The 21,796-nt window shown below is 61.8% G+C and carries 20 protein-coding genes and 2 tRNA genes; 11 read left to right on the forward strand and 11 right to left on the reverse strand.

What is annotated here, in order from left to right:
* Entirely contained in the window at positions 1–1,254 is a 1,254-nt protein-coding gene (locus ACVWWD_RS18960; RefSeq protein WP_352549084.1) for a cytochrome P450, read from the reverse strand.
* Positions 1,255–1,354: 100 nt separating this feature from the next.
* On the opposite strand from ACVWWD_RS18960, the gene ACVWWD_RS18965 reads away from it, so the two are divergent.
* Complete coding sequence (locus ACVWWD_RS18965) at positions 1,355–2,458, forward strand: NAD(P)/FAD-dependent oxidoreductase (protein ID WP_023783840.1); 1,104 nt, start codon at positions 1,355–1,357, stop codon at positions 2,456–2,458.
* Positions 2,459–2,460: 2 nt separating this feature from the next.
* On the opposite strand, the gene ACVWWD_RS18970 is transcribed toward ACVWWD_RS18965, so the two are convergent.
* Positions 2,461–3,054: a hypothetical protein gene (locus ACVWWD_RS18970; RefSeq protein ID WP_023783841.1), complete on the reverse strand. Its 594-nt coding sequence runs from the start codon at positions 3,052–3,054 to the stop codon at positions 2,461–2,463.
* Positions 3,055–3,387: 333 nt separating this feature from the next.
* Between ACVWWD_RS18970 and clpP the strand changes: the two genes are divergently transcribed.
* The 4 genes from clpP (at position 3,388) to ACVWWD_RS18990 (ending at position 8,741) form a co-directional block, all read left to right on the forward strand.
* Positions 3,388–4,017 carry an ATP-dependent Clp endopeptidase proteolytic subunit ClpP gene (gene clpP / locus ACVWWD_RS18975; RefSeq protein ID WP_015318198.1) on the forward strand — a complete coding sequence of 210 codons (630 nt, stop codon included), beginning with the start codon at positions 3,388–3,390 and terminating at the stop codon, positions 4,015–4,017.
* A 295-nt stretch (positions 4,018–4,312) separates the two neighbouring features.
* Positions 4,313–5,587 carry an ATP-dependent Clp protease ATP-binding subunit ClpX gene (gene clpX, locus ACVWWD_RS18980; RefSeq protein WP_013532190.1) on the forward strand — a complete coding sequence of 425 codons (1,275 nt, stop codon included), beginning with the start codon at positions 4,313–4,315 and terminating at the stop codon, positions 5,585–5,587.
* Between the two features lie 273 nt (positions 5,588–5,860).
* On the forward strand, positions 5,861–8,272 hold the full coding sequence (gene lon, locus ACVWWD_RS18985) for an endopeptidase La (RefSeq protein WP_015318197.1): 2,412 nt from the start codon (positions 5,861–5,863) through the stop codon (positions 8,270–8,272).
* 196 nt (positions 8,273–8,468) lie between these two features.
* Positions 8,469–8,741, forward strand: coding sequence for an HU family DNA-binding protein (locus tag ACVWWD_RS18990; protein WP_015318196.1), 273 nt, complete (start codon positions 8,469–8,471; stop codon positions 8,739–8,741).
* Positions 8,742–8,827: 86 nt separating this feature from the next.
* On the opposite strand, the gene ACVWWD_RS18995 is transcribed toward ACVWWD_RS18990, so the two are convergent.
* Entirely contained in the window at positions 8,828–9,850 is a 1,023-nt protein-coding gene (locus ACVWWD_RS18995) for an aldo/keto reductase (RefSeq protein ID WP_352549090.1), read from the reverse strand.
* 211 nt (positions 9,851–10,061) lie between these two features.
* Between ACVWWD_RS18995 and ACVWWD_RS19000 the strand changes: the two genes are divergently transcribed.
* Both ACVWWD_RS19000 and ACVWWD_RS19005 read left to right on the forward strand, forming a co-directional pair.
* The gene (locus ACVWWD_RS19000) at positions 10,062–10,607 is read left to right on the forward strand and encodes an SIS domain-containing protein (RefSeq protein ID WP_032922509.1); all 546 of its coding nucleotides are present in this window, start codon (positions 10,062–10,064) and stop codon (positions 10,605–10,607) included.
* Positions 10,608–10,610: 3 nt separating this feature from the next.
* The gene (locus ACVWWD_RS19005) at positions 10,611–11,354 is read left to right on the forward strand and encodes a creatininase family protein (RefSeq protein ID WP_023783844.1); all 744 of its coding nucleotides are present in this window, start codon (positions 10,611–10,613) and stop codon (positions 11,352–11,354) included.
* Positions 11,355–11,399: 45 nt separating this feature from the next.
* Here the strand turns inward: ACVWWD_RS19005 and ACVWWD_RS19010 are convergent, their stop codons facing one another.
* From ACVWWD_RS19010 to ACVWWD_RS19020, 3 genes are all read right to left on the reverse strand, one after another.
* The gene (locus tag ACVWWD_RS19010; protein ID WP_023783845.1) at positions 11,400–12,317 is read right to left on the reverse strand and encodes a carbohydrate ABC transporter permease; all 918 of its coding nucleotides are present in this window, start codon (positions 12,315–12,317) and stop codon (positions 11,400–11,402) included.
* A 6-nt stretch (positions 12,318–12,323) separates the two neighbouring features.
* A complete protein-coding gene (locus ACVWWD_RS19015) occupies positions 12,324–13,445 on the reverse strand; it encodes a carbohydrate ABC transporter permease (RefSeq protein WP_031248099.1) in 1,122 nt (373 codons plus the stop codon).
* Between the two features lie 69 nt (positions 13,446–13,514).
* Positions 13,515–15,179, reverse strand: a complete 1,665-nt coding sequence (locus ACVWWD_RS19020) for an ABC transporter substrate-binding protein (protein WP_023795085.1) — start codon at positions 15,177–15,179, stop codon at positions 13,515–13,517.
* Positions 15,180–15,455: 276 nt separating this feature from the next.
* On the opposite strand from ACVWWD_RS19020, the gene ACVWWD_RS19025 reads away from it, so the two are divergent.
* The 3 genes from ACVWWD_RS19025 to rbsK are packed head-to-tail and all read left to right on the forward strand — an operon-like array spanning position 15,456 to position 17,919.
* Entirely contained in the window at positions 15,456–16,505 is a 1,050-nt protein-coding gene (locus ACVWWD_RS19025) for an ABC transporter ATP-binding protein (RefSeq protein ID WP_023783847.1), read from the forward strand.
* Between the two features lie 27 nt (positions 16,506–16,532).
* Positions 16,533–16,985, forward strand: a complete 453-nt coding sequence (locus ACVWWD_RS19030) for an RbsD/FucU family protein (protein WP_352549094.1) — start codon at positions 16,533–16,535, stop codon at positions 16,983–16,985.
* A 4-nt stretch (positions 16,986–16,989) separates the two neighbouring features.
* Entirely contained in the window at positions 16,990–17,919 is a 930-nt protein-coding gene (gene rbsK, locus ACVWWD_RS19035; RefSeq protein WP_457103237.1) for a ribokinase, read from the forward strand.
* Positions 17,920–17,996: 77 nt separating this feature from the next.
* Here the strand turns inward: rbsK and ACVWWD_RS19040 are convergent, their stop codons facing one another.
* Positions 17,997–18,512 carry a hypothetical protein gene (locus ACVWWD_RS19040; protein ID WP_352549098.1) on the reverse strand — a complete coding sequence of 172 codons (516 nt, stop codon included), beginning with the start codon at positions 18,510–18,512 and terminating at the stop codon, positions 17,997–17,999.
* Between the two features lie 312 nt (positions 18,513–18,824).
* Positions 18,825–18,901: transfer RNA gene (locus ACVWWD_RS19045), tRNA-Asp, on the reverse strand.
* Between the two features lie 217 nt (positions 18,902–19,118).
* Here ACVWWD_RS19045 and ACVWWD_RS19050 point away from each other — a divergent pair.
* Positions 19,119–19,194: transfer RNA gene (locus tag ACVWWD_RS19050), tRNA-Val, on the forward strand.
* Positions 19,195–19,268: 74 nt separating this feature from the next.
* Here the strand turns inward: ACVWWD_RS19050 and ACVWWD_RS19055 are convergent.
* Genes ACVWWD_RS19055 through ACVWWD_RS19065 form a run of 3 tightly spaced genes read right to left on the reverse strand, consistent with a single transcriptional unit; the run spans position 19,269 to position 21,498 of the window.
* Entirely contained in the window at positions 19,269–20,207 is a 939-nt protein-coding gene (locus ACVWWD_RS19055; protein ID WP_457103638.1) for a tyrosine-type recombinase/integrase, read from the reverse strand.
* Positions 20,108–20,431, reverse strand: a complete 324-nt coding sequence (locus tag ACVWWD_RS19060) for a helix-turn-helix domain-containing protein (protein ID WP_457103238.1) — start codon at positions 20,429–20,431, stop codon at positions 20,108–20,110. Before ACVWWD_RS19060 ends, ACVWWD_RS19055 begins: the two co-directional genes overlap by 100 nt.
* Positions 20,428–21,498: a tyrosine-type recombinase/integrase gene (locus ACVWWD_RS19065; RefSeq protein WP_457103239.1), complete on the reverse strand. Its 1,071-nt coding sequence runs from the start codon at positions 21,496–21,498 to the stop codon at positions 20,428–20,430. The genes ACVWWD_RS19060 and ACVWWD_RS19065 overlap by 4 nt, the downstream gene beginning before the upstream one ends.
* Positions 21,499–21,796 lie beyond the last annotated feature (298 nt).

Raw genomic sequence — 21,796 nt, forward strand, 5'->3', positions numbered from 1 at the left:
CTAGCCAAGATCGACGGCAAGTCGTTCCAGCCCATGGAAGTGGTAAGTGTCGCGGAAGCGTGGCTGTTCGGCGAGATGCAGTTGTGGGTGCCGCTCGAACAAGGTCCTCAGCGAAACCTGCAGTTCGAGGCGGGCCAGCGGCGCACCGATGCAGAAATGGATACCGGCGCCGAATGATACATTCTTCTGGTCGGTCCGCTCCGGCCGGAAGGCCCGAGGTCCGGCGAAGGCGTGCGGATCATGATTGGCCATGCCCAGCAAAAGTCCGATCGTCTGGCCCGGCCGCACGACGATGCCGGGCGCGATTTGGATTTCCTCGTAGGCATAGCGCATGAACATGTGCAGCGGCGCGTCGAAACGCAGGCATTCCTCGACCGTGGCTGCCGTCGCCTCCGGCGAGGTAAAGAAGCGGCGCGGGTCGCCGCCTTGTGCCAGGATGGAGTGGACGGCATTGCCTGTCTGGTGCACGGTTGCTTCATGGCCGGCGTTGAGCAGCAGGATGGCCGAGGAGACCAACTCGTCCTCTGACAGTTTCTGGCCGTCCTCCTGAGCCGAGATCAGCAGCGACAGCAGGTCATCGCCCGGCTTTTTGCGCCGCTCGGTCACGTAGCCGCGCAGGAAATCGGAAAATTCGCCCGCGGCACGGTTGGCCGTCTCCTCGGTCTCACGGGTGCGGCCATGGATATACATGGCGACCATTTGATGTGACCAGTCGAGCAGTCGCGGCCCCATCTCCAGCGGCACCCCAAGCATTTCGGCGATGATGGTGATTGGCAGCGGGGACGCGAAGGCCGGCAGGAGGTCGACGGCCTTGCCAGGTTCGAAACGATCGATCAATTCGTTGGCAAGCGCCTCGACGCGCGGCCGCAACCGTTCGACCTGACGGGAGACGAAAGCACGGTTGACCAGTGTTCTCAGCCGCGTATGCACCGGCGGCTCCAGCTCCAGCATCGAATTGGCTTCGATGCCGTCGAATGCCTCGAGATGGGTCCTGTGTCGGCCGACACCGCGGCTGTCGGGGATGCCGGCCGGGTTCTGGCGGCCGAAACGGCGGTCGCGCAACAGCCGGTTGACGTCGCCGAAGCCGCCAAAGCACCAGAAGCCGAATTCTTCCCAGAAAAACGCATTCGAAGCTTCGTGCAGAAAGCCGTAGGCCTCGTAAGGATTCAGGAAGAAAGCCGGTTCGCGCGGGTCGAGTCTGAGCCGGCGAGCGGCTGGATCGAAGGCCAGATAGGAGAGCGTCGATTTGGTCATGCCAGACCCATAGCGCGGCTTGCCAGCCCGGTTCCAGACCGTATGTTGCGTCCGACAGCCCGATGCATTGAGCCAGTAGGGTTGCGGAAGGTCTGAACGGATGAATGTGATCGTTGTCGGCGCGGGTATCGCCGGTCTGTCCACGGCGTGGTCGCTGGTCAAGGCCGGCCACGCCGTGTCGGTCGTCGAGCAGGGGCCGATCCCCAATCCGCTGGCGGCGTCGGGCGACCATCACCGCATCATCCGCCGCGCCTACCGCGCCGGCACCGGTTATGGGCTGCTGATCACTGAAGCCTACGAGGCCTGGGACGAGATGTGGGCTGATCTCGGCGAGAACCACCTCGACGCGCGGGGCTTCGTCTGCGTTTCGCGCGAGCCCGGCGACGAGGCCGAGGAATACCGCGAGGGCCTGGAAGAAGGAAAATTCCCTTACGAATTGCTGGGACCGGACGCAGCCGTCGAGCGCTGGCCGTTCCTTGAGACCGGCTCGTTCCGCTACGCCTATTTTTCGCCCGAGGGCGGCGCGCTGCATTGCCGCAAAATAGCGGCTGGGCTGGCTAAATGGCTGCGTACCAATGGAGCCAACGTCTACGACCACAGCAAGGTGACGGAGATCGATGCAGAGGCCGGCCATATCGTGCTCGAATCCGGCGAGACGATGCAGGCCGACCGCATCGTCGTTGCCGCTGGCGCTTGGGTGCTGAAGCTATTTCCCGAACTCGGCGGCGAATTGAAAACCTTTCGCACCGCGCTCGCCTATGTCGACCCGCCAGCCGACCTCAGGGCCGCTTGGGAGGCGGCGCCCGTCATTCTCGATGTCGGCGGCACGACCGACGGCTATATGATCCCGCTTACGCGGGGTGCCGGCATGAAATTCGGCTCGGGCCTGCATAAGGTGCCGACCAGCGACGCCGACTGGAACCGCGAGCCGGTGCCCGGCGAGGGCGAGGCGATACGCAACCTGTTTTCGCCGCCGATCGCCCGCATCGAGGAGTACAAGGTGACCGAAGTGGTCACCTGCGCCTACACGTTCACCGAGGACGAGAAATTCCTGGCACATGAGACCGGCAAGTGCCTGGTCGTCTCGGCTTGCTCGGGCCATGGCTACAAGTTCGGCGCGGCGGTCGGGCGTCGCGTGGCCAAAGCCATTGGCGATGGCGATGTCGCCGGTCTTAAGGCCTGGCTGCGGGCCGAGGTGGCCTAAGTCTAGTCCTGGCAGTGCCTTGGAATATGCACCCGCCGCCAGCTGGATGACCCTTCGCGCACCAGCACGCGGCGCGGGACGGTCTGGTAGGCGGCGGGAATATCGATGACGCGCCTTTGCTCGGGCCGCACCAGCACCTCCTCGGCGATGCTGTCATATTGCGCCGGAATGACGACGCGCCGCGTGCGCTCGGGCTGGATCACCGCCGTCTCGGCGACGCGTTCATAGCGTGCCTTGTGCCAAACCTTGCACAACACGCGGCGGCCATGGATGACGCGCCATTCCCAGGAATAGCTGCCGCCATCGACCCTCACTGTATGGTAGACGGTCCTGGTGACCGCAGGCACCACCTCATACCGAACCTGGGCCGGCACAGTCATCACCACACGCTCGCGCGTGCCATGGATCGGCGGATCGTAGTCGACGATCTGCTGGCCGGGAGGGCTGACCATGACGTTTTCGTAGACGGTGTCGTAAACGGCCGGTGTGTGGACGGGCTCGTAGCATTCGACGGCGCGACCGCCGGCCGCCGTTTGCGAAATCGAGCCGAGCATGGTCAGCCCGGCAATGGTGAAGCATGCGGTTTTCCCGGACATGGCACTCCCCGTATGAACTGTAGGCACAAGTTCAACGTTGAATTGTAGGGGACGCCGTTGCCGAGAAAAGCATTTTGGCGCATTTCCTTAAGCCACGAGGTTAAGAAACTGCTACCCTGGCGGAGCCGGCTCGGTATTTAGGTCGGCGTGGCATCAGCTGTTGCTAATTCTTGCCCGGAAGCTTGATTCGACTTACCCAGGTGGCTAGGACGGGTCGGCCTTGCACAAGGATGAGCCGGCATCCTATTTACATCTTAACGATCCAGAACCGATTCTGCCCGAGCTGCCAGCCTGTCCGGCGCCGGAATCCCACCGCGAGACAAGAGATAACTGATGAAGAATCCCGTCGAAACCTACATGAACCTCGTTCCGATGGTGGTCGAACAGACCAATCGCGGCGAGCGGGCCTACGACATTTTCTCGCGCCTCCTCAAGGAGCGCATCATTTTCATCACCGGTCCGGTCGAGGACGGCATGGCGACGCTGGTCTGCGCGCAACTCCTGTTCCTCGAAGCCGAGAACCCGAAGAAGGAAATCAACCTCTACATCAATTCGCCGGGCGGCGTCGTCACCTCGGGCATGGCGATCTACGACACCATGCAGTTCATCAAGCCGGCCGTGTCGACGCTGTGCATCGGCCAGGCGGCCTCGATGGGCTCGCTGCTGCTGACCGCCGGCCACAAGGACATGCGTTTCGCCACGCCCAACGCCCGCATCATGGTTCACCAGCCGTCCGGCGGCTTCCAGGGGCAGGCGTCCGATATCGAGCGTCACGCCCAGGACATCATCAAGCTGAAGCGTCGCCTCAACGAGGTCTATGTCAAGCACACCGGCAAGAGCTATGAGGACATCGAGAAGACGCTCGACCGGGACCATTTCATGACCGCCGACGAGGCCAAGGATTTTGGCCTGATCGACAAGGTCATTTCGTCGCGCGAGGCGGCCGAGGGGGCGTTGGCATAAAGGCTAGTTGGCAGTTGGATGGCACCATCACGCGCTTTTGGCGTGTCTTGCGTCATTTCGGCCACAATTGGCTGTTCCCTCGGAGGTCGGGATTGCCTACGTTAAGGCTATGTTGATTTTCGACGGCTTAGCTTTGCGAGGGGAAGCTGCGAATCATTGCCACGTTTTCTGATTTGTGTTTCGTACGGAATACGTTGCGGGGGCCGGAAGACTGGCGGCGGCGGATTCCCGCGATAAATAGAGTATGCGCCCTTTCAGCCAGACCATCGGCGGGCGGCCATGAAAGGACATGAAAATGAGCAAGGTCGGCAACAACAGCGGTGATTCCAAGAACACGCTTTATTGCTCGTTTTGCGGCAAGAGCCAGCACGAGGTGCGCAAGCTGATCGCCGGCCCGACGGTGTTCATCTGCGACGAGTGCGTCGAGCTGTGCATGGATATCATCCGCGAGGAGAACAAGACCTCGATGGTGAAGTCGCGCGAGGGCGTGCCGACCCCGCAGGAGATCCTCAAGGTCCTCGACGACTATGTCATCGGCCAGCCCTACGCCAAGCGCGTGCTGTCGGTGGCCGTCCACAACCACTACAAGCGCCTCGCGCATGCCGGCAAGAACAACGATGTCGAGCTGGCCAAGTCCAACATCCTGCTGATCGGCCCGACCGGCTGCGGCAAGACGCTGCTGGCACAGACGCTGGCCCGTATCATCGACGTACCCTTCACCATGGCCGACGCCACGACGCTGACCGAGGCCGGTTACGTCGGCGAAGACGTCGAGAACATCATCCTGAAGCTGCTGCAGTCGGCCGACTACAATGTCGAGCGCGCCCAGCGCGGCATCGTCTACATCGACGAGATCGACAAGATTTCACGCAAGTCCGACAATCCTTCGATCACCCGCGACGTGTCGGGCGAGGGCGTGCAACAGGCGCTGCTCAAGATCATGGAAGGCACGGTCGCCTCCGTGCCGCCGCAGGGCGGCCGCAAGCACCCACAGCAGGAGTTCCTGCAGGTCGACACCGCCAACATCCTGTTCATCTGCGGCGGCGCCTTCGCCGGGCTGGACAAGATCATTTCGGATCGCGGCAGGAAAACCTCGATCGGCTTCGGAGCTGTCGTCGCCTCGCCGGAGGATCGCCGCACGGGTGATGTTTTCCGCCTCGTCGAGCCCGAGGATCTGTTGAAATTCGGCCTCATTCCGGAGTTCGTCGGCCGTCTGCCGGTCCTGGCGACGCTGGAGGATCTCGACGAGCCAGCACTGATCCAAATCCTGACCGAGCCGAAGAATGCGCTGGTCAAGCAGTACCAGCGCCTGTTCGAGATGGAAAATGTCGATCTGACCTTCCACGAGAACGCGCTTTCGGCGATCGCCAAGCGCGCCATCGAGCGCAAGACCGGCGCGCGCGGCCTGCGTTCGATCATGGAAGCGATCCTGCTCGACACGATGTTCGAATTGCCCGCGCTCGAAGGCGTGCGCGAGGTTGTGATTTCGGAAGAGGTGGTGACCGGCAGCGCCCGGCCGCTCTACATCTATTCCGAACAGAAGGAAAAGAAGGGCAATGTCAGCGCCTGATATGGCACCTGGCCCAATATTTTGTGGAACGGCGCCCCTGCGGCGCCGTTTTGCTGTGAGGGACCGGCAAACCTTCGGGATGGAGTGGATTGCGGACGATGTTAACTCTTGATCTTTGGCCCGCCTGCCTCCACCTAACACGAGAAGGCCGAGGTGCCCGATTTCTGTGCTGTAAAACTCCCGTCATAAACGGTGGTAGGCGGAACGATCCCCGGTCGTTAATATGAGATTCGCGGTTGGCCTGATGGTGGCCGCGACATGAAAGGTTGGACAATGGCCAAAATATCCAAGGCTCCCAGCGACGGCGTCTTCGCGGTCCTCCCACTGCGCGACATCGTGGTGTTCCCGCATATGATCGTTCCGCTCTTCGTCGGGCGCGAAAAGTCGATCAAGGCGCTGGAAGAGGTGATGGGTCAGGAAAAGCAGATCCTGCTTGCCACCCAGATGAATGCCGCCGATGACGATCCCGAGCCCGATGCGATCTTCGACATCGGCACGCTCGCCAATGTGCTGCAATTGTTGAAGCTGCCCGACGGCACCGTCAAGGTTCTGGTCGAAGGCGCTTCGCGTGCGAAAATCGTCTCCTTCACCGACCGTCCCGATTTCCACGAGGCCAAGGCCACGGCTCTGGTCGAACCGGAAGAGGAAGAGGTCGAGGTCGAGGCCCTGGCCCGCTCGGTCGTCACCGACTTCGAGAACTACGTCAAGCTGAACAAGAAGATCTCGCCCGAAGTGGTGGGTGCCGCCAGCCAGATCGACGACTATTCCAAGCTCGCCGACACGGTTGCCTCGCATCTTGCCATCAAGATCCCTGAAAAGCAGGAAATGCTGGCCACGCTTTCCGTCAAGGAGCGGCTGGAAAAGGCGATGGGCTTCATGGAAGCCGAAATCTCCGTCCTGCAGGTGGAGAAGCGCATCCGCTCGCGCGTCAAGCGCCAGATGGAGAAGACGCAGCGCGAATACTACCTCAACGAGCAAATGAAGGCGATCCAGAAGGAACTCGGCGAGGGCGAGGACGGCCGCGACGAGGCCGCCGAGATCGAGGCTCGCATCAAGAAGACCAAGCTCTCCAAGGAGGCCCGCGAAAAGGCGGACGCCGAATTGAAGAAGCTCAGGACGATGTCGCCGATGTCGGCCGAATCGACTGTCGTGCGCAACTATCTCGATTGGCTGCTGTCGATCCCGTGGGGCAAGAACTCCAAGGTCAAGCAGGACCTGGCCTATGCGCAGAACGTGCTCGATACCGATCACTTCGGCCTCGACAAGGTCAAGGACCGCATCGTCGAGTACCTTGCCGTGCAAAGCCGCCAGAAGAAGCTCAAGGGGCCGATCCTGTGCCTCGTCGGCCCTCCCGGCGTCGGCAAGACCTCGCTCGGCAAGTCGATCGCCAAGGCGACCGGTCGCGAATTCATCCGCATGGCGCTTGGCGGCGTGCGTGACGAGGCCGAGATCCGTGGCCACCGGCGCACCTATATCGGCTCGATGCCCGGCAAGGTCATCCAGTCGATGAAGAAGGCCAAGAAGTCCAACCCGCTGTTCCTGCTCGACGAGATCGACAAGATGGGCCAGGACTTCCGTGGCGACCCGTCGTCCGCGCTGCTCGAGGTGCTCGACCCCGAACAGAACTCGACGTTCATGGACCACTATCTCGAGGTCGAATACGACCTGTCGAGCGTGATGTTTGTGACGACGGCGAACACGCTGAACATCCCTGCGCCCCTGATGGACCGCATGGAGATCATCCGTATCGCCGGCTACACCGAGGACGAGAAGATCGAAATCGCCAAGCGGCACCTGATGCCGAAGGTGATCCGCGATCACGCGCTGCAGCCAAAGGAGTTCTCCGTCGGTGAGGACGCGATCCGCGCCATCATCCAGACCTACACCCGTGAAGCGGGCGTCAGAAGCCTGGAGCGCGAGCTGATGAAGCTCGGGCGCAAGGCGGTGACCGAGATCCTGAAGACGAAGAAGAAGACGGTGAGCATCACGGCGGCGAACCTCGCCGACTATCTCGGTGTTCAGCGCTACCGCTTCGGCCAGGTCGAGGCTGACGATCAGGTCGGTGTCGTCACCGGTCTTGCCTGGACGGAAGTCGGCGGCGAGCTGCTGACGGTCGAAGGCGTCATGATGCCTGGCAAGGGCCGCATGACGGTGACCGGCAATCTGCGCGACGTGATGAAGGAATCGATCTCGGCGGCGGCCTCCTATGTCCGCTCGCGCGCCATCGATTTCGGCATCGAGCCGCCGCTGTTCGACAAGCGCGACATCCACGTGCACTTGCCGGAAGGCGCCACGCCGAAGGACGGTCCGTCCGCCGGTGCCGCCATGGCCACGGCTATCGTGTCGGTGCTGACGGGCATTCCGGTGCGGGCCGATGTGGCGATGACTGGCGAGATAACGCTTCGCGGTCGTATCTTGCCGATCGGCGGCCTCAAGGAGAAGCTGCTCGCCGCGTTGCGCGGCGGCATCAAGAAGGTGCTGATCCCGGAAGACAACGCCAAGGATCTGGCGGAGATCCCGGATAACGTGAAGAACGGCATGGAAATCATTCCGGTCTCACGCGTCGGTGAGGTGTTGCGCCACGCGCTGGTGCGGATGCCGGAGCCGATCGAATGGGTCGAACCGGTCAATCCGCCGGCTTCCACGGACACGAGCGATGACGCTGGAAAGTCGCTTGCGCATTAGTTTTTTCTAAGGTTGCAGCGCACAAACAGAAAGCCGGGCCTCGCGCCCGGCTTTTTCATGTGAAAAACCCCGGAATTCCGGGCTTTTTCCGCTTTTTTCCTGCCTTTTCGACTTGGTTGCGGGAACGCTTCTTTCTAAAGTCCGTTTCCTGCCGGATGAGTCGTGAGTTCCGGTGTTCTCATGGAAGGGAATTTTTATGAACAAGAACGAACTGGTGTCCGCTGTCGCCGACGCCGCGAGCATTTCGAAGGGTGACGCGCAGTCCGCGGTCGATGCAGTGTTTTCTGTCATCTCCGGCGAACTGAAGAAGGGCGGCGATGTCCGGCTTGTCGGCTTTGGCAATTTCACCGTGTCAAAGCGCGCCGCATCCACCGGCCGCAACCCGCAGACCGGCGCCGAAGTGAAGATCCCGGCGCGCACCGTGCCGAAGTTCTCGGCCGGCAAAGGTCTCAAGGACGCCGTCAACTAAGCGCGTTTTGATTTTTGAAAAACCAGAAAAGCCGGGCTTGCCCGGCTTTTCTTTTTCGGATCCGTATTGGGCCGGACGGTAGCTCCTCAAGCTGCCGGGGCGTCGGCGCGCATGAGGCCTTCGTTCTTGAGATCGGCCCAGAGCGATGCAGGGAGTTTCGCGTCCAGCAGCGAGCGATTGCTCTCGACTTCTTCGGGCCGCTGACCGCCGGGGATGACTGAAACCACAGACGGGTGCAACAGCGGGAACTGCAGGGCGGCTTCGATCAACCTGACCCCATGGCGCTTGCAGACGGCCTCGATGCGCGTCACGCGATCGAGCACATCCTGCGGCGCCTCGGAATAATTGTAGTAAGCGCCGGGCTTCGGTCCGGTGGCCAGGATGCCGGAATTGTATGGTCCGCCGAGAACGATGCCGATGCCGCGTTTCTGGCAAAGCGGCAGGAACGATGTCAGCGCCTCCTGTTCCAATAGCGTATAGCGACCGGCAAGCAGGAATAGGTCGAAATCGCCGCGCTCGGCCAGGGTCTGGGCCACCTGCCATTCGTTGATGCCGCCGCCGAACGCCTTGATGACGCCTTGGTCGCGCAAGGCGAGCAGGCCATAATAGCCCGAGCGCATGAACTCCTCGACGCGCCGGTCGGACGCCTCCTTGCTGCCGTGGGTGAAGATATCGACATCGTGCACGAACAGGATGTCGATGCGGTCGACGCCAAGCCGCTCCAGCGAGGCCTCGAACGAGCGCATGACGCCGTCATAGCTGTAATCGTAGACCTCCTTGCGCGACGGCGTGTCGAAGAACTTGCCGATGCCGGTGCGCTCATCTGGCGGGCAGGCGCGCATGATGCGGCCGACCTTGCTCGACAGCACGTAGTCGTCGCGCCTCCTGGAGCGCAGGAACGGGTTGAGACGTGTTTCCGACAGGCCGAGCCCATAGAGGGGCGCGGTGTCATAGTAGCGGCAGCCGGTCGCCCAGGCGGCCTCTAGCGTCGCATTGGCGTCCTCGTCCGAGACGGGGCGGTAAAGATTGCCGAGCGGCGCGGTACCGAAACCCAGCTCCGTGAAGGTGATGCCGCCATTGCCGATGCGGTCGAAATGCCGTGTCTTCATATCTTGAAATTTTCCCGGATTGCTTTGTCTGACATGACACTATCACGCTCGTGGCTTGGCAAAAGCGCCGCTGAGCGTTGGACACGCATTTTCCCGGTTGCTAGCATGAACGAAATCAAGCTGTTCCGGGGAAAAGCGTGATCAGGAATTGCCAATCCAATTCGATTGCTGGCGCGCAGGCGGCGTGGCCGTGAGCAACTCCAGCTCGGAGATGTTCAAGACCGCGCTCGACGAGCTTGGCGCGGTGCTGGCGCGCGTCGATGGCGATCGGATCGACGCCGCCTGTGGGATGCTGGTCGGTGCCAGACAAATTGTCGTCCATGGCTGCGGCCGCGAGGCCTTGCAGGTGAAGGGCTTCGCCATGCGGCTTTATCATCTGGGCCTGCCGGTTTCGGTCGTCGGCGACATGACCACCCCGCCTGTAGGGCAGGGCGATGTCCTGCTTGTCAGTTCCGGGCCCGGCGAAACCTCGACCGTACTCACCCTGATGCGAATCGCGCGCCAGGCAGGCGCGACCGTCCTGCTCCTGACCGCCCAGGCAGGCGGCAGCGCCGCAGGGCTGGCCGATTTGACGCTGCTGATCCCGGCGCAGACCATGGCCGACGATCAGGGGCCGCAAAAGACGTCGGTGCTGCCGATGGGCTCGGTGTTCGAGGGCGCGTTGTTCCTGCTGTTCGAGATCATGGTGCTGAAACTCAGGGACATGACCGCGGCGTTGCCGGAAGCCATGCGCGCCCGCCACACCAACATGGAATAGGTCATGCGCTATGAACTGATGCTGCCGCACCAGATCCGCAAGGCGATCGCCCAGAATTGGCCAGTCGCGCTGCCGCTCGGCGTGCTCGAATACCATGGCGAGCACATGGCCGTCGGCATGGACACGCTGGCGGTCGTCAAGACGCTAGAGTTGTTCGAAAAAGAAAGCGATGTCGTCATCCTGCCGCCCTTCTACTATGGCGCGGCGAGTTACGCGGTGGCACCGCCGGAAGGCAGCGGCTCCGTCCAGGTCGGCGGCAATCAACTGGCGCCATTCGGCGAGGCGCTGTTCTACAGCCTGCTGCGCATTGGGTTTCGCAACATCCACGCCATCATTCATCACCAGACCGAGAATTTCGCCGCCGGCATGCCGACGGACCTCGCCTTCAAGACAGCTGGCAGGCAGGCGATCTTCCGCTTCCTCGAGAAGCAGCGTGGCGAGGGCTGGTGGGGCTCCGAGACGATGGCCGACTACTATGCCGGACATGCCGAGGGCGAGAACTTCTTCAACTGGGTGCAGGTGCATCCGCTGATGCCTGCCGCCATGAACGGCAAATATCCGTTCGACCATGCCGGCATCGGCGAGACATCGCTGATGCTGGCGCTATGCCCGGAAGCGGTGGACGCCGCGCATTTCGCGGACAACAAAAGCTGGTATACGGCGACTGCGGCGGAGGGTTCGGCAGCACTTGGACAGAAGGGCGTCGCCATGATCATGGATCATCTGCGCGCGATCCTGAAGTCCTAGACTAGCGCGACCTTCTCCCCGGGAGGGGAGGGTGAAGACGCCCGGTCACTTCACCGCGCCAGCGGTCATGCCCATGATCAGGTAGCGCTCCAGCGCGATGCCGATAATGGCAAGCGGCGCGATGGCCGCGGTGGCAAGCGCCGCCATCGACCACCAGTTGATGCCTTGCGAGCCCGTCTGGCTGGCAACCATGACGGGGATAGTCTTGGCGTCCGTCGAGGTCAAAAGAGCGGCGAAGAAGTACTCGTTCCAGCACAGCACCATCGCCAGGATGAAGGCGGCCACCATGCCCGGCAGCGCGATCGGCATGACGATACGGAAAAAGGCGCCCCAGATCGACAGGCCGTCGACGAGGGCTGCTTCCTCTAGTTCGACGGGGATGGAATTGAACTGGTCGCGCATGATCCAGATCACGATCGGCAGCACCATCAGCGTGTAGAGCAGGATCAGCCCGACACGGGTATCGAGCAATCCGACTTCGCGGTAGAGCACCAGGAAGGGCAGGGCCAGCACCACCGGCGGCAGGATGAGCTGCGACAGGAAGAAGAAGGAGATGTCTTCGTTCTTGAACCAGGCGAAATGGTAGCGGTAGCGGGTCAGGCCATAGGCGGCGAGGCTGCCGATGATGATCGCCAGGCTCGACGCGCCAACCGAGGTGATGACCGAATTCATGAAGCGCTTGAGGAACTCGTCGCGCACGGTCGATGTCTGGAAGATCGAGTCCGGCGACAGGCCAAGCGATCGCCAGCCTTTCCAATCCGGCTGGAAGTCGACGAACGGGATGAGGTGGCCCTGCGTGACATCCACCGCCGTCTTGAACGATGTGGTGATGGTCCAATAGATTGGAAACAGGCAGATGAAGCCCCAGCAGGCGAGCGCGCCATAGATGAAGACGCGGCTGGCGAGGAAGCTCGCCGGCGAGCGGATTTCGGATGCAACGTAGTCGGTGGTCTGAACGCTCATCTCTACCTAATTCACATTGCGGACGAAACGGCTGGCGAACTTCAACAGCCAGGTCACGAACACCACGATGATGACGAGATACGCCATCGCCAGCATGGTGCCATAGCCGACATTCGAGCGGTCGCGGTACTCGCGATAGATGAAGCTCGAGACCGAATCGGTGGCGCCGCCCGGACCGCCCGAGGTGACCGTGATGATGATGTCGGCAAGCTTCAGCTTGAAGATGATGCGCAGGATCACCGCCGTCACCGACACCGGCAGCATCAGCGGGAACGTGACCTGCCAGAAGGTCTGCCAGGGCGTGGCGCCGTCGACACGTGCCGCCTCCAGCACCTCGCGCGACATCGCCTGCAGCCCCGCCAGCAGCATGATCATCATGAATGGAATGAAGGTCCAGGCGTCCAGCAGCATGATCGAGATGCGGGCGGTGATCGGGTTCGAGAAGAAGGCGGGGTCTTCCCAGCCGAGATGGCGCGCCAGCGTGGCTGCCGGTCCAAAGCGGTATTCCATCAGCGACTTGCCGATCATCCACGAGACCGCGACCGGCGATAGCATGAGCGGCATCAGGAACACCACCCGGAAGAATTTTCGAGCCCGGATCTGCGCGTTGAGCAGCAGCGCCAGACCAAAGGCGATGACATATTCGACCAGCACCGCCAGGACATAGAGCACCATGTTGAACAGGGCGTTGCGGTAGTAGGGATCGGCGAGCATCTGCCAGAAATTGTCGAGCCCGTTGAACCGGCGGCCGCTGAAGGAGGAGAGATTCCAGTCGGTAAGCGCGATGTAGAAGCCGAACAGGGTCGGGAAGATCACCATCGCAATGGTGAACAACAGGGCCGGCAGCAGGAACAGCGCGCGCTGGCCGTCCTCGCCACGTGTCAGAACCTGGCCGATGCCGATCGCCACACCCCACAGCACATAGGCGTAGACCACGGGCCGCCATGTCTCGAAGCCGATCGGATCGACCTCGGTCTTGTAGAGAATCTGCAGCACGATCGTGGCCAGCAGGCCAAGCGTGGCAATCGCCATCAGCGCCCAGCCCAGACGCCTGCGGCCCGGCGGGATCAGATCATAGGGGGTGGCGTCTGCCGGCCACCGGGTCGCGGTCGAAGTCTGGTCAGCCACAAATCTCGCCCGGTTGGAAGGGAAGGCTGTGGCCCGGCGTTGCCGCCGGACCACGGTTCATAGGGTAGCCTACATGCCGAGCGAAGCCTTGTAGAGCTTGATCTGCTTGTCGCGGCCGATCTGGTCGGTCAGCTTCTCCCAGGCGGCTGCGATGGCATCGGCGCCTTCCTGCGCCTTCATCTTGCCGGCGAAGGTGTTGGCCAGGATATCCTCGGCGGCGCTGTAATACTGGAAGATGCCGGGGATGCGCGGCTCGATCGCCGCGTTGGGGTGGTTGTAGCTGTCGCCTTCCGACTTCAGATACGAGGTGATGAACGCCTCGTCGTAGCCGGCCGCCACCCACTCCGGAATGTCGAAGTGCGAATTGCGATAGGGCTGGAAGCCCGACGGATACATCGCCGTCCAGATCGACAGGTCCTTGCCGCCGAGATGGGCGGCAGCCGACCATGCCGCCTTCTTTTTCTTTTCGTCGCTATCGACGCGGGCCATTACATAGACGCCCCAGCCGAGATAGGCGCAGTTGGGCGCATAGTTCGGGCCGCTGGCGAGCTTCTCCCACTTGCCGGTCTTGGAGTTGTAGACATCGTCGGAGCCCGGCAGGATCGAGAAGCCGGTGACATCGCCGATGACCGAGCTGTCATTGGTCTTGACGTTCGAGCCGACGTCACCCCACCAGGGGATCATCGAGCCGGTGCCGGCCAGGAACTGCTGGAAGGCGGTGGTGTTCGGGTCGGCATTGATCTGGTCGGCCGGCTCCGACGGCAGGGCGTCGATGACGTCCTGGATGGCGCGTACCCAGGCCGGATTGTTGACGCGTGGCTTCATCGTGTCGGCGTCGAACAGCCAGGCCTTGTCGTCGGGGTGCTTGGCGTAGGCGGTGGCACGGCTGCCAAGGAAGTAGAAGCCGAACCCGCCCCAGGGCTTGGGCGCGTCGAGATAGCCGTAGACGTCCTGACCCTTGAACTTCTTGCCTTTCAGGAACTTGGTCACTGCCTGAACCTCTTGCCAGGTCTTAGGCACGCCCCATTCGCTCGTCGCCCCGCCATCCTTCCACTGCTTGGCGAGGTCGGCGTCGGCAAACACGTCGGTGCGGTAGTTGAAATTGTGCGCGTCGCCGTCGATGGTGACCCGGTACTGCTTGCCATCCCAGGTGCCGACGGGCGGCTTGAGGTAGTTGACGAGATCGTCGAAGTCGATCTGCTTCTTGACCCAGTCGGGCATCTCCGAAGTCAGGCCCTTGCCGCAGACGTCGCCCTCGAACGGCGCGCCCATCTCGATGATGTCGAAGTCGACGGTGCCGGTGGCGATCGACTGCTGCAGGCGGGCGTTGTAGTCGGCCTGCGCCAGGTCGATCCAGCTGATCTTGGCGCCGGTATAGGTTTCCCACGGCTTCAGGAAACCACGGAACAGGACGTTGTGCAGGTTCTGGTTATTGAGGCCCATGAAGGTGAGCTCGACGCCGGCGAACTCGCCTTCCTTGACATTGGCCTTGGTCGCCTCCAGGCAAAGCTCGCCGACCTTCTGGAAATCGGCGTCTGTCGGTTGGCCTTTGCCAACCCCGGGGATCTGCAGGATTTTCGAGCGCAGTTCGCTTGCGGCGGAAGCCGGGCGCGTCAGCGCGCCAAGTCCGGCGCCAGATGCGGCCGCGATCGCGGCCATCGAGGCCGCGCCCTTCAATATGTCACGCCTTGTGGCGCCGGCACGTACCAGTTTGTCGTAAAGACCTACTCGCATGGACTATTTCCTCCCAGAACGTTAGTCGTGAATCGAAAGTGCCAATCGTGCCGGGCGCTGGCCTTTTAGAAGCGAAATCAGGACCCCAACCTGCGTCGCTTCGCGTTCCGTTTTTTCGGGTAGAGTACCGGCGTTCGGATTGGCGCTCGCCACTATTCTCACAACCAAACGCCGTGTCAACGACGACGGGTTTTTATCTAGAAGAGACCGACTTGCCCTGACCGGTCGCGTTGGTTAGCTTCTGCGCCTACGGCCGGTGGAGCCGATGGGGGAACGATGGCTCAAGTCGCGATCAGCAATGTGGCCAAGGCGTTTGGAACCGTCAAGGTTCTGCACGAAGTCAGCGTCGACATCGCCGATGGCCAGTTCGTCGTGCTTGTCGGCCCGTCCGGTTGCGGAAAGTCCACGCTGCTCAGGATGGTGGCGGGGCTGGAGACCGTATCCGGCGGCACGATCGCCATCGGTGACCGTGTCGTCAATCACCTGCCACCCGCAAAACGCGACATCGCCATGGTGTTCCAGAACTATGCGCTCTACCCTCACAAGACGGTCGAGCAGAACATGGCCTTCGCCCTCAAACTGCGCAAGACCGATCCGGCCGTGGTTGCCGAGCGGGTCAAGCGCGCCGCCGACATCCTCGACCTCAGCCCCTATCTGAAGCGCTACCCGCGCCAGCTTTCCGGCGGCCAGCGTCAGCGCGTCGCAATGGGGCGCGCCATCGTGCGCAATCCGCAGGTATTCCTGTTCGACGAGCCGCTTTCGAACCTCGACGCCAAGCTGCGCGTGCAGATGCGCACCGAGATCAAGGAACTGCACCAGCGGCTGAAGACCACCACCATCTATGTCACCCACGACCAGATCGAAGCCATGACGATGGCCGACAAGATCGTCGTCATGCGCGATGGCCGCATCGAACAGGTCGGCGCGCCGCTGGAGCTTTTCGACAGGCCGGCGAACCTTTTCGTTGCCGGCTTCATCGGCTCGCCGTCGATGAACCTGCTCAAGGGTATCGGGCGCAAGGGCGGCGTCGAGATTGCCGGAACGCTATTCCCGGTGGCTCCGAACAACACCGTCGAGGAAGGGCGCTCCGTCGTCTATGGCGTGCGCCCCGAACATCTCGAAATCCATCCCGATGGCGTGCCGGCGAAGATTTCCGTGGTCGAGCCGACCGGCTCGGAAACCCTGGTGTTCCTCCGCTTCGGCGACGGCGAGATGGTGGCGCTGTTCCGTGAGCGTCATGACTTCAAGCCCGGCGATACGCTGAAGCTTCGGCCAAGGCTCGACCATATCCATCTGTTCGACGCCGAGACCGGCAAGCGTCTCTGATCTCAAACGCACTTCACGAGGACCATCATGCTCAAAGGGATCGATCCGTTGCTCAATGCCGACGTGCTCCAGGCATTGCGGGCGATGGGGCATGGCGACGACCTGATCATCGCCGACACCAACTTCCCGTCCGATTCGGTGGCGCGCCAGACGGGGCTCGGTCGGGTGCTGCGCATCGATGCGCCGGCGGCGAAAGTGGTCAAGGCGGTTCTGTCGCTCTACCCGCTGGACACCTTCGTCGATGATTCCGCCGCCCGGATGGAGATCGTCGGAAAGCCGGACGAGATCCCAGCCGTGCAGAAGGAAGTGCAGAAAGAGATTGACGCCGCGGAGGGCAAGTCCTGGCCGATGGTGCCGGTCGAGCGTTACGCCTTCTACGAGCGCGCCAAGCAGGCCTATTGCGTCATCCAGACCGGCGAACGCCGCTTCTACGGCTGCTTTGCCTTCCGCAAGGGCGTCGTGCCGCCGGATGCGGAGTAGCGGCATGGCCTCGGGCAAGCCGGTCGTCATCCTCGGTGTGTTTGTCGCCGACACTGCCTACAGGGCCGAGCGCCAGCCGCGCATGGGCGAAACGATCCTTGGCAATTCCTTCAAGCTGGGGCCAGGCGGCAAGGGGTCGAACCAGGCCGTGGCCGCTGGCAAGCTGGGGGCCGGCGTCGCTTTCCTGACCCGCCTCGGTGTCGATGCCTTCGCCGACATGGCCAAGCGGACCTGGAAGGATGCCGGCGTGAAGAGCGCCGCCGTCGACACGCCGGACAGCTACACCGGTGCCGCCTATATCTTCGTCGAGGAGGGAAGCGGCAACAATGCCATCATCGTCAGCCCCGGCGCTGCCATGCTGATCACGCCCGAGGACATCGAAGCCAATGCCGACCTTATCAGGGGCGCCGGAGTTTTCGTGACGCAGCTCGAACAGCCGATCGATGCCGCGATGCGGGCGTTGGAGATCGCGCGCGGGGCCGGGGTGACGACCATCCTCAACCCGGCACCGGCGGCAAAGCTTCCCGACCGCATCTACACACTGTGCGACTATCTTACACCGAACGAGACAGAGACGGAGGAATTGACCGGGCTGAAAGTTTCGTCGGTCGACGAGGCCCGCTCCGCCGCCGGCAAGCTGCTCGAAAAGGGCGTCGGCACGGTCATCGTCACGCTGGGCGACAAGGGCGCGCTCCTGCACACGAAGGATCGCTCCGAGCATGTTTCCGCCATCAGTGCCGGCCCTGTCGTCGAAACCACCGGCGCGGGGGACGCCTTCAATGGCGGACTGGCCGCAGCACTCTCACGAGGCGTGGAGCCGCTGGAGGCGGTGCGCTTCGCCTGCGCCGTCGCTGGCATTTCGGTGACCCGACCAGGCACGGCACCGTCGATGCCGACATTGCAGGAGGTCGAGGCGTTGCTGGCCAAGCGCTGAGGCTGCTCAGGGCTCGCGGGGTCCCCGGAGCCAGACCGTTCTGGCCTCCGGGTCCCGTGCCAGTGGGCATTGAGAAGCTACTGCATGACGTAGCAGCGCTTTCCCTGGTCGGGAGCGGGATCACCGAATGCATCGTTGTCGCATTGAACGCCATTGCGGAACACGTCCTGCGTGAACCGGCCGCGGGCGCCATACCTGACCACCTTGCGGCCATAGAAGTCGCAGAATTCGCCTTCCTCGGCGCAGACCGCCCACTGCTCGCGGCGAGGCTGATCGTAGTCGTCGTTCGACTCGTCACGGTCGCGCTTCACAACGAAGCAGAACTTTTCCCTGCCTGGCGCGGGATCGCCGAAAACGCGGTTCGAACAGGGTATCGCGTTGCGCTCGATGTAACGCGAGGTCGTGCGGCCCCTGGCACCGTAGACGACCTCGGCGGGATAGGGCAGGCGGCAGATCTCCCCCTCGCGAGCGCATCGCTGCAGCCGGTCGGCCGACGCGGCGGCGGGAAAAAGGACGGATGCGGCCGTCGTCGCGCCACCCAGGCAAATCAGCGTGAATATCGTGCGCGTGGAAATGTTCGGTGCAATTGACATTACGTCCTCCATGCCATTCCGGCAGCATACTCCAATCTGGCTGCCTGCGGCATGAATCGAGCCTTTTGTGGGCGATTGCGCAAGCAGATTCGCAACGAGCAATTCGGTCGCGTCTGCAGGGCCGCTTGGTCCGTTGCTTGTCGACCCACAGGAATCGCGTCGCGGGTTCCACGGCATCGCTCATGCATGGGTGATTTTGGAGCCAAGAAAAACCAGGCTGAAGAAGGCCTTCGGAACGCTGTTCCTGGAGAGAATTTTGACAATTTTGTCGGCATTTCCCCGGAGCCAAGGATCATCATCCTTCAGGGGAAATGGCGCGAGTGACGGGGCTCGAACCCGCGACCTCCGGCGTGACAGGCCGGCACTCTAACCAACTGAGCTACACCCGCGCATTGACGAGCACGTGTCAGCCGTGTTCGTCGTTGGGGCGCTGGATAAGGGGTTCGCTACCGGGTGTCAAGCGCACCAAACCATCATAACGCCAAACAGGAGAAGGTTTTTTGACAGCCGGCATTTTGTTCGCAAATCCGGCCTGCGAACAGGGCATCCCGCACTCATTTGGCCTTGCGAAGCAAGTCCCGACCGCTTAAAGGTCCGGCCCGGAGCGGGCGATTAGCTCAGTTGGTAGAGCGCTTCGTTTACACCGAAGATGTCGGCGGTTCGAGCCCGTCATCGCCCACCAGTAACCTTTTGAATTTCCTTCGTATTTTCATCGATGCACCCTGTTTTACGAAGCGGTCTGTCGGTTCACTGAACCTAGAGCTCCAGCGAAGCAGTCAATTTTCGCAGGTATTCCGGGCTGTAGCGGGCATAAACCCGGTACGTCATTGCGGTGTTGGAGTGCCCCAGGAACTGGGCAACAGCCTCCATTGAATGGCCATCCTCGACGAGCCAGACGGCAGCCGAGTGCCTCAGCATGTGGGGCGAAGCATCAGGCCTTCCGATCTTGGTTCCCGCCGTCTTGATGCCCTTCTTGATCGACACGATCTTGTCGCCGGCCCACTCCAGAACGTAGGGGGTCAGGGCGCCTTCCTGTGCCTCTTTCAGGGCAGCGAGCAAGCCATCATTGACCGGCACAGTGGCGCGTCCCTTGCGGTGCGCCTTGTCGAATGGATTGCGCAGCTGGATCATGCGCCGGTCGAAGTCGACACGATCCCAGGTCAGCTGCAGGGCAGCGCCCACTCTGGCTCCAGTGGCGATCATCAGCAAGATAGCCAGCTTGATGTGCGCCGAGTTTGCGGCGGCAAGGAGCTGGGTGATCTCCGGCCGGGTAAGGTATCCCTCCTTTGGATCGGGCTTGGCCGGACGCTCGATGTCGGGCGCAAACGGGATCAACCGCTGCTTACGTGCCCAGACCAGGACCGAGCGAAGGTGGCCCAGCTCCGTATGGATCGAGCCATCCTTCTTGTTGTTCTTGCGCCGTGCCGCGGCATAGGCGCGGCAGTCGGCGAGCGTCACCGCCTCGCCTTCCTTGTCGGCAAAGAACGGAGCCAGGGCCTTCCAAGTGTAGCTCATTGTCGTGACGACTGATCGGCCTGCCTTGTCTATGCAGTAAGCCGCCCAGAGATCCCTGACGGTGGAGCCTTTCGGACGTGTCAGTTCCGCATATCGAGCCGGGGCGCGGCGGGCCGCCTCCTTCGGATCGTTTGTTCCAAGTCGATAACGTCGGCGGATGTCGCCTTCGTACCAGGAGATGCAAAGCTCTCCTCTGAGCTTGGTGATTGTCCATTCGGGTTCGTTTGACATTCGAAGTTCTCCACGTCCTGCCCTCTGATGCGCAATAGCTTCCCGGCCAACCTAAAGGCAGGCAGTTCGCCCGATACAATCATATTGCGAACATGGCGCTCCGAACACGCCCACCGATCGGCGAGCATCGCCGGCGTATAGACATTGGGAAAGTTCATGTGGCGCCCTTTCATTTCATCTCTATCCGGTCAATGACGGCGTCAGCGAGCCCTTGATCGGTCCCCAGATGTTGGTTTTCGAGGACCGACATAATTGCGGCGATCGAGCGTCCGGAGACGCGTGCAATGTCCTGAATGGATGAGCCTTCCTTGGCTCGCTCGCAGATGAACGTGCCGCGCAGATCGTGATAGGTGACGCCTTCGATCTTTACGCCGTCGGCGCCCATTGCCTTACCCCATGACGTCTTGAAGCCGTCCTTGGTCCATGGGCGGCCGCGGGAGTTGAGACAGATCCTCAGTTTGTCCTTGTTGGCCGGCAGCAGGGTGTAGATCATCTTGAGGCGCAAGTTGGCCTTGACCTTGAGCTTCTTGCTGGTCTTCGACTGGTTGAACAGCAGATAGGTGCCGTCCCACTGCTTCCAGTTCAGGGACAGGATGTCGCCCTGGCGCTGGCCTGTAGCGAGAGCGATCTCGAACGGCAGCAGCAGGTGAGCTGCAAGCTTCGCTCGAACCAGGGCTATCTGCTCCTGGCTCCAGAGGAATTCCTTTCGGGATCCCTTGTAGAGGCGCTCGATGCCCGCACAGGGGTTCTTCTCGATGCCGCCGAACGCCGTCTCGATAGAGTAGGAGAACACGTTCGAGAGCGACAACAGCACCTTGTCGGCCTTGCGCGGATTGGCGCGCATGCCGCGGTGCCATTTGCGGACGTCGCCGTTGAAGCCCTTCGCCTGGGTGAAAGCGGCGGGGCATCCAGGCCAGTTCTTGCGAACTAGCTTGAAGGCGTAGAGGTAATCGACCCTAGTGCTCTCAGCGAGCGCCAGGAAGTCGGGATTGCGTTCATGCTGGGGGCCACTGAAGTGCTCGATCAGGTGATCAAGGGTTAGGATTACCTTGCTGGCTTCCGCGGCGTTTTCCCGGAGCCGGGCGTGCTCCCGGGAGAAAGCCTCGGTGTGAGGCTCCTCCTTCATGCGAGGTCCGCCACGCCAGGCATAGTAGTAGGTCTCCTTCGACCCATCAGCCAACTGACGCCTAGCACTGTGGATCCCTCTTATTTTGACCAACACGAGTCCGATCTCCTTCAATCGTGGGTAGAGCTTTTTGATAGCCCCAGAACCAAGTCGCCCTTGCCTCGGATCTGAATCTGACCCTGTAGGTCAGTTGGGCGCCATCTTGATCCATGAAAACTGTATTCCTGAAATAGTTGACGGGCAAGGTTCTTTTGGAGCAGTCACAATATATTGTGGGAAGCTCGTGCGATTAACTTCAGCATTTTTAGAAGATAATGGTCGTAAAATTACAGAATATATTATAAAATTGGTGGAGATTTTGTCTTCGATGTATGCGCGTCGCTGCGGTGGCGCCAAGGGTTGTTCGACTCCA

This window comes from Mesorhizobium sp. URHB0026 (assembly GCF_054059755.1).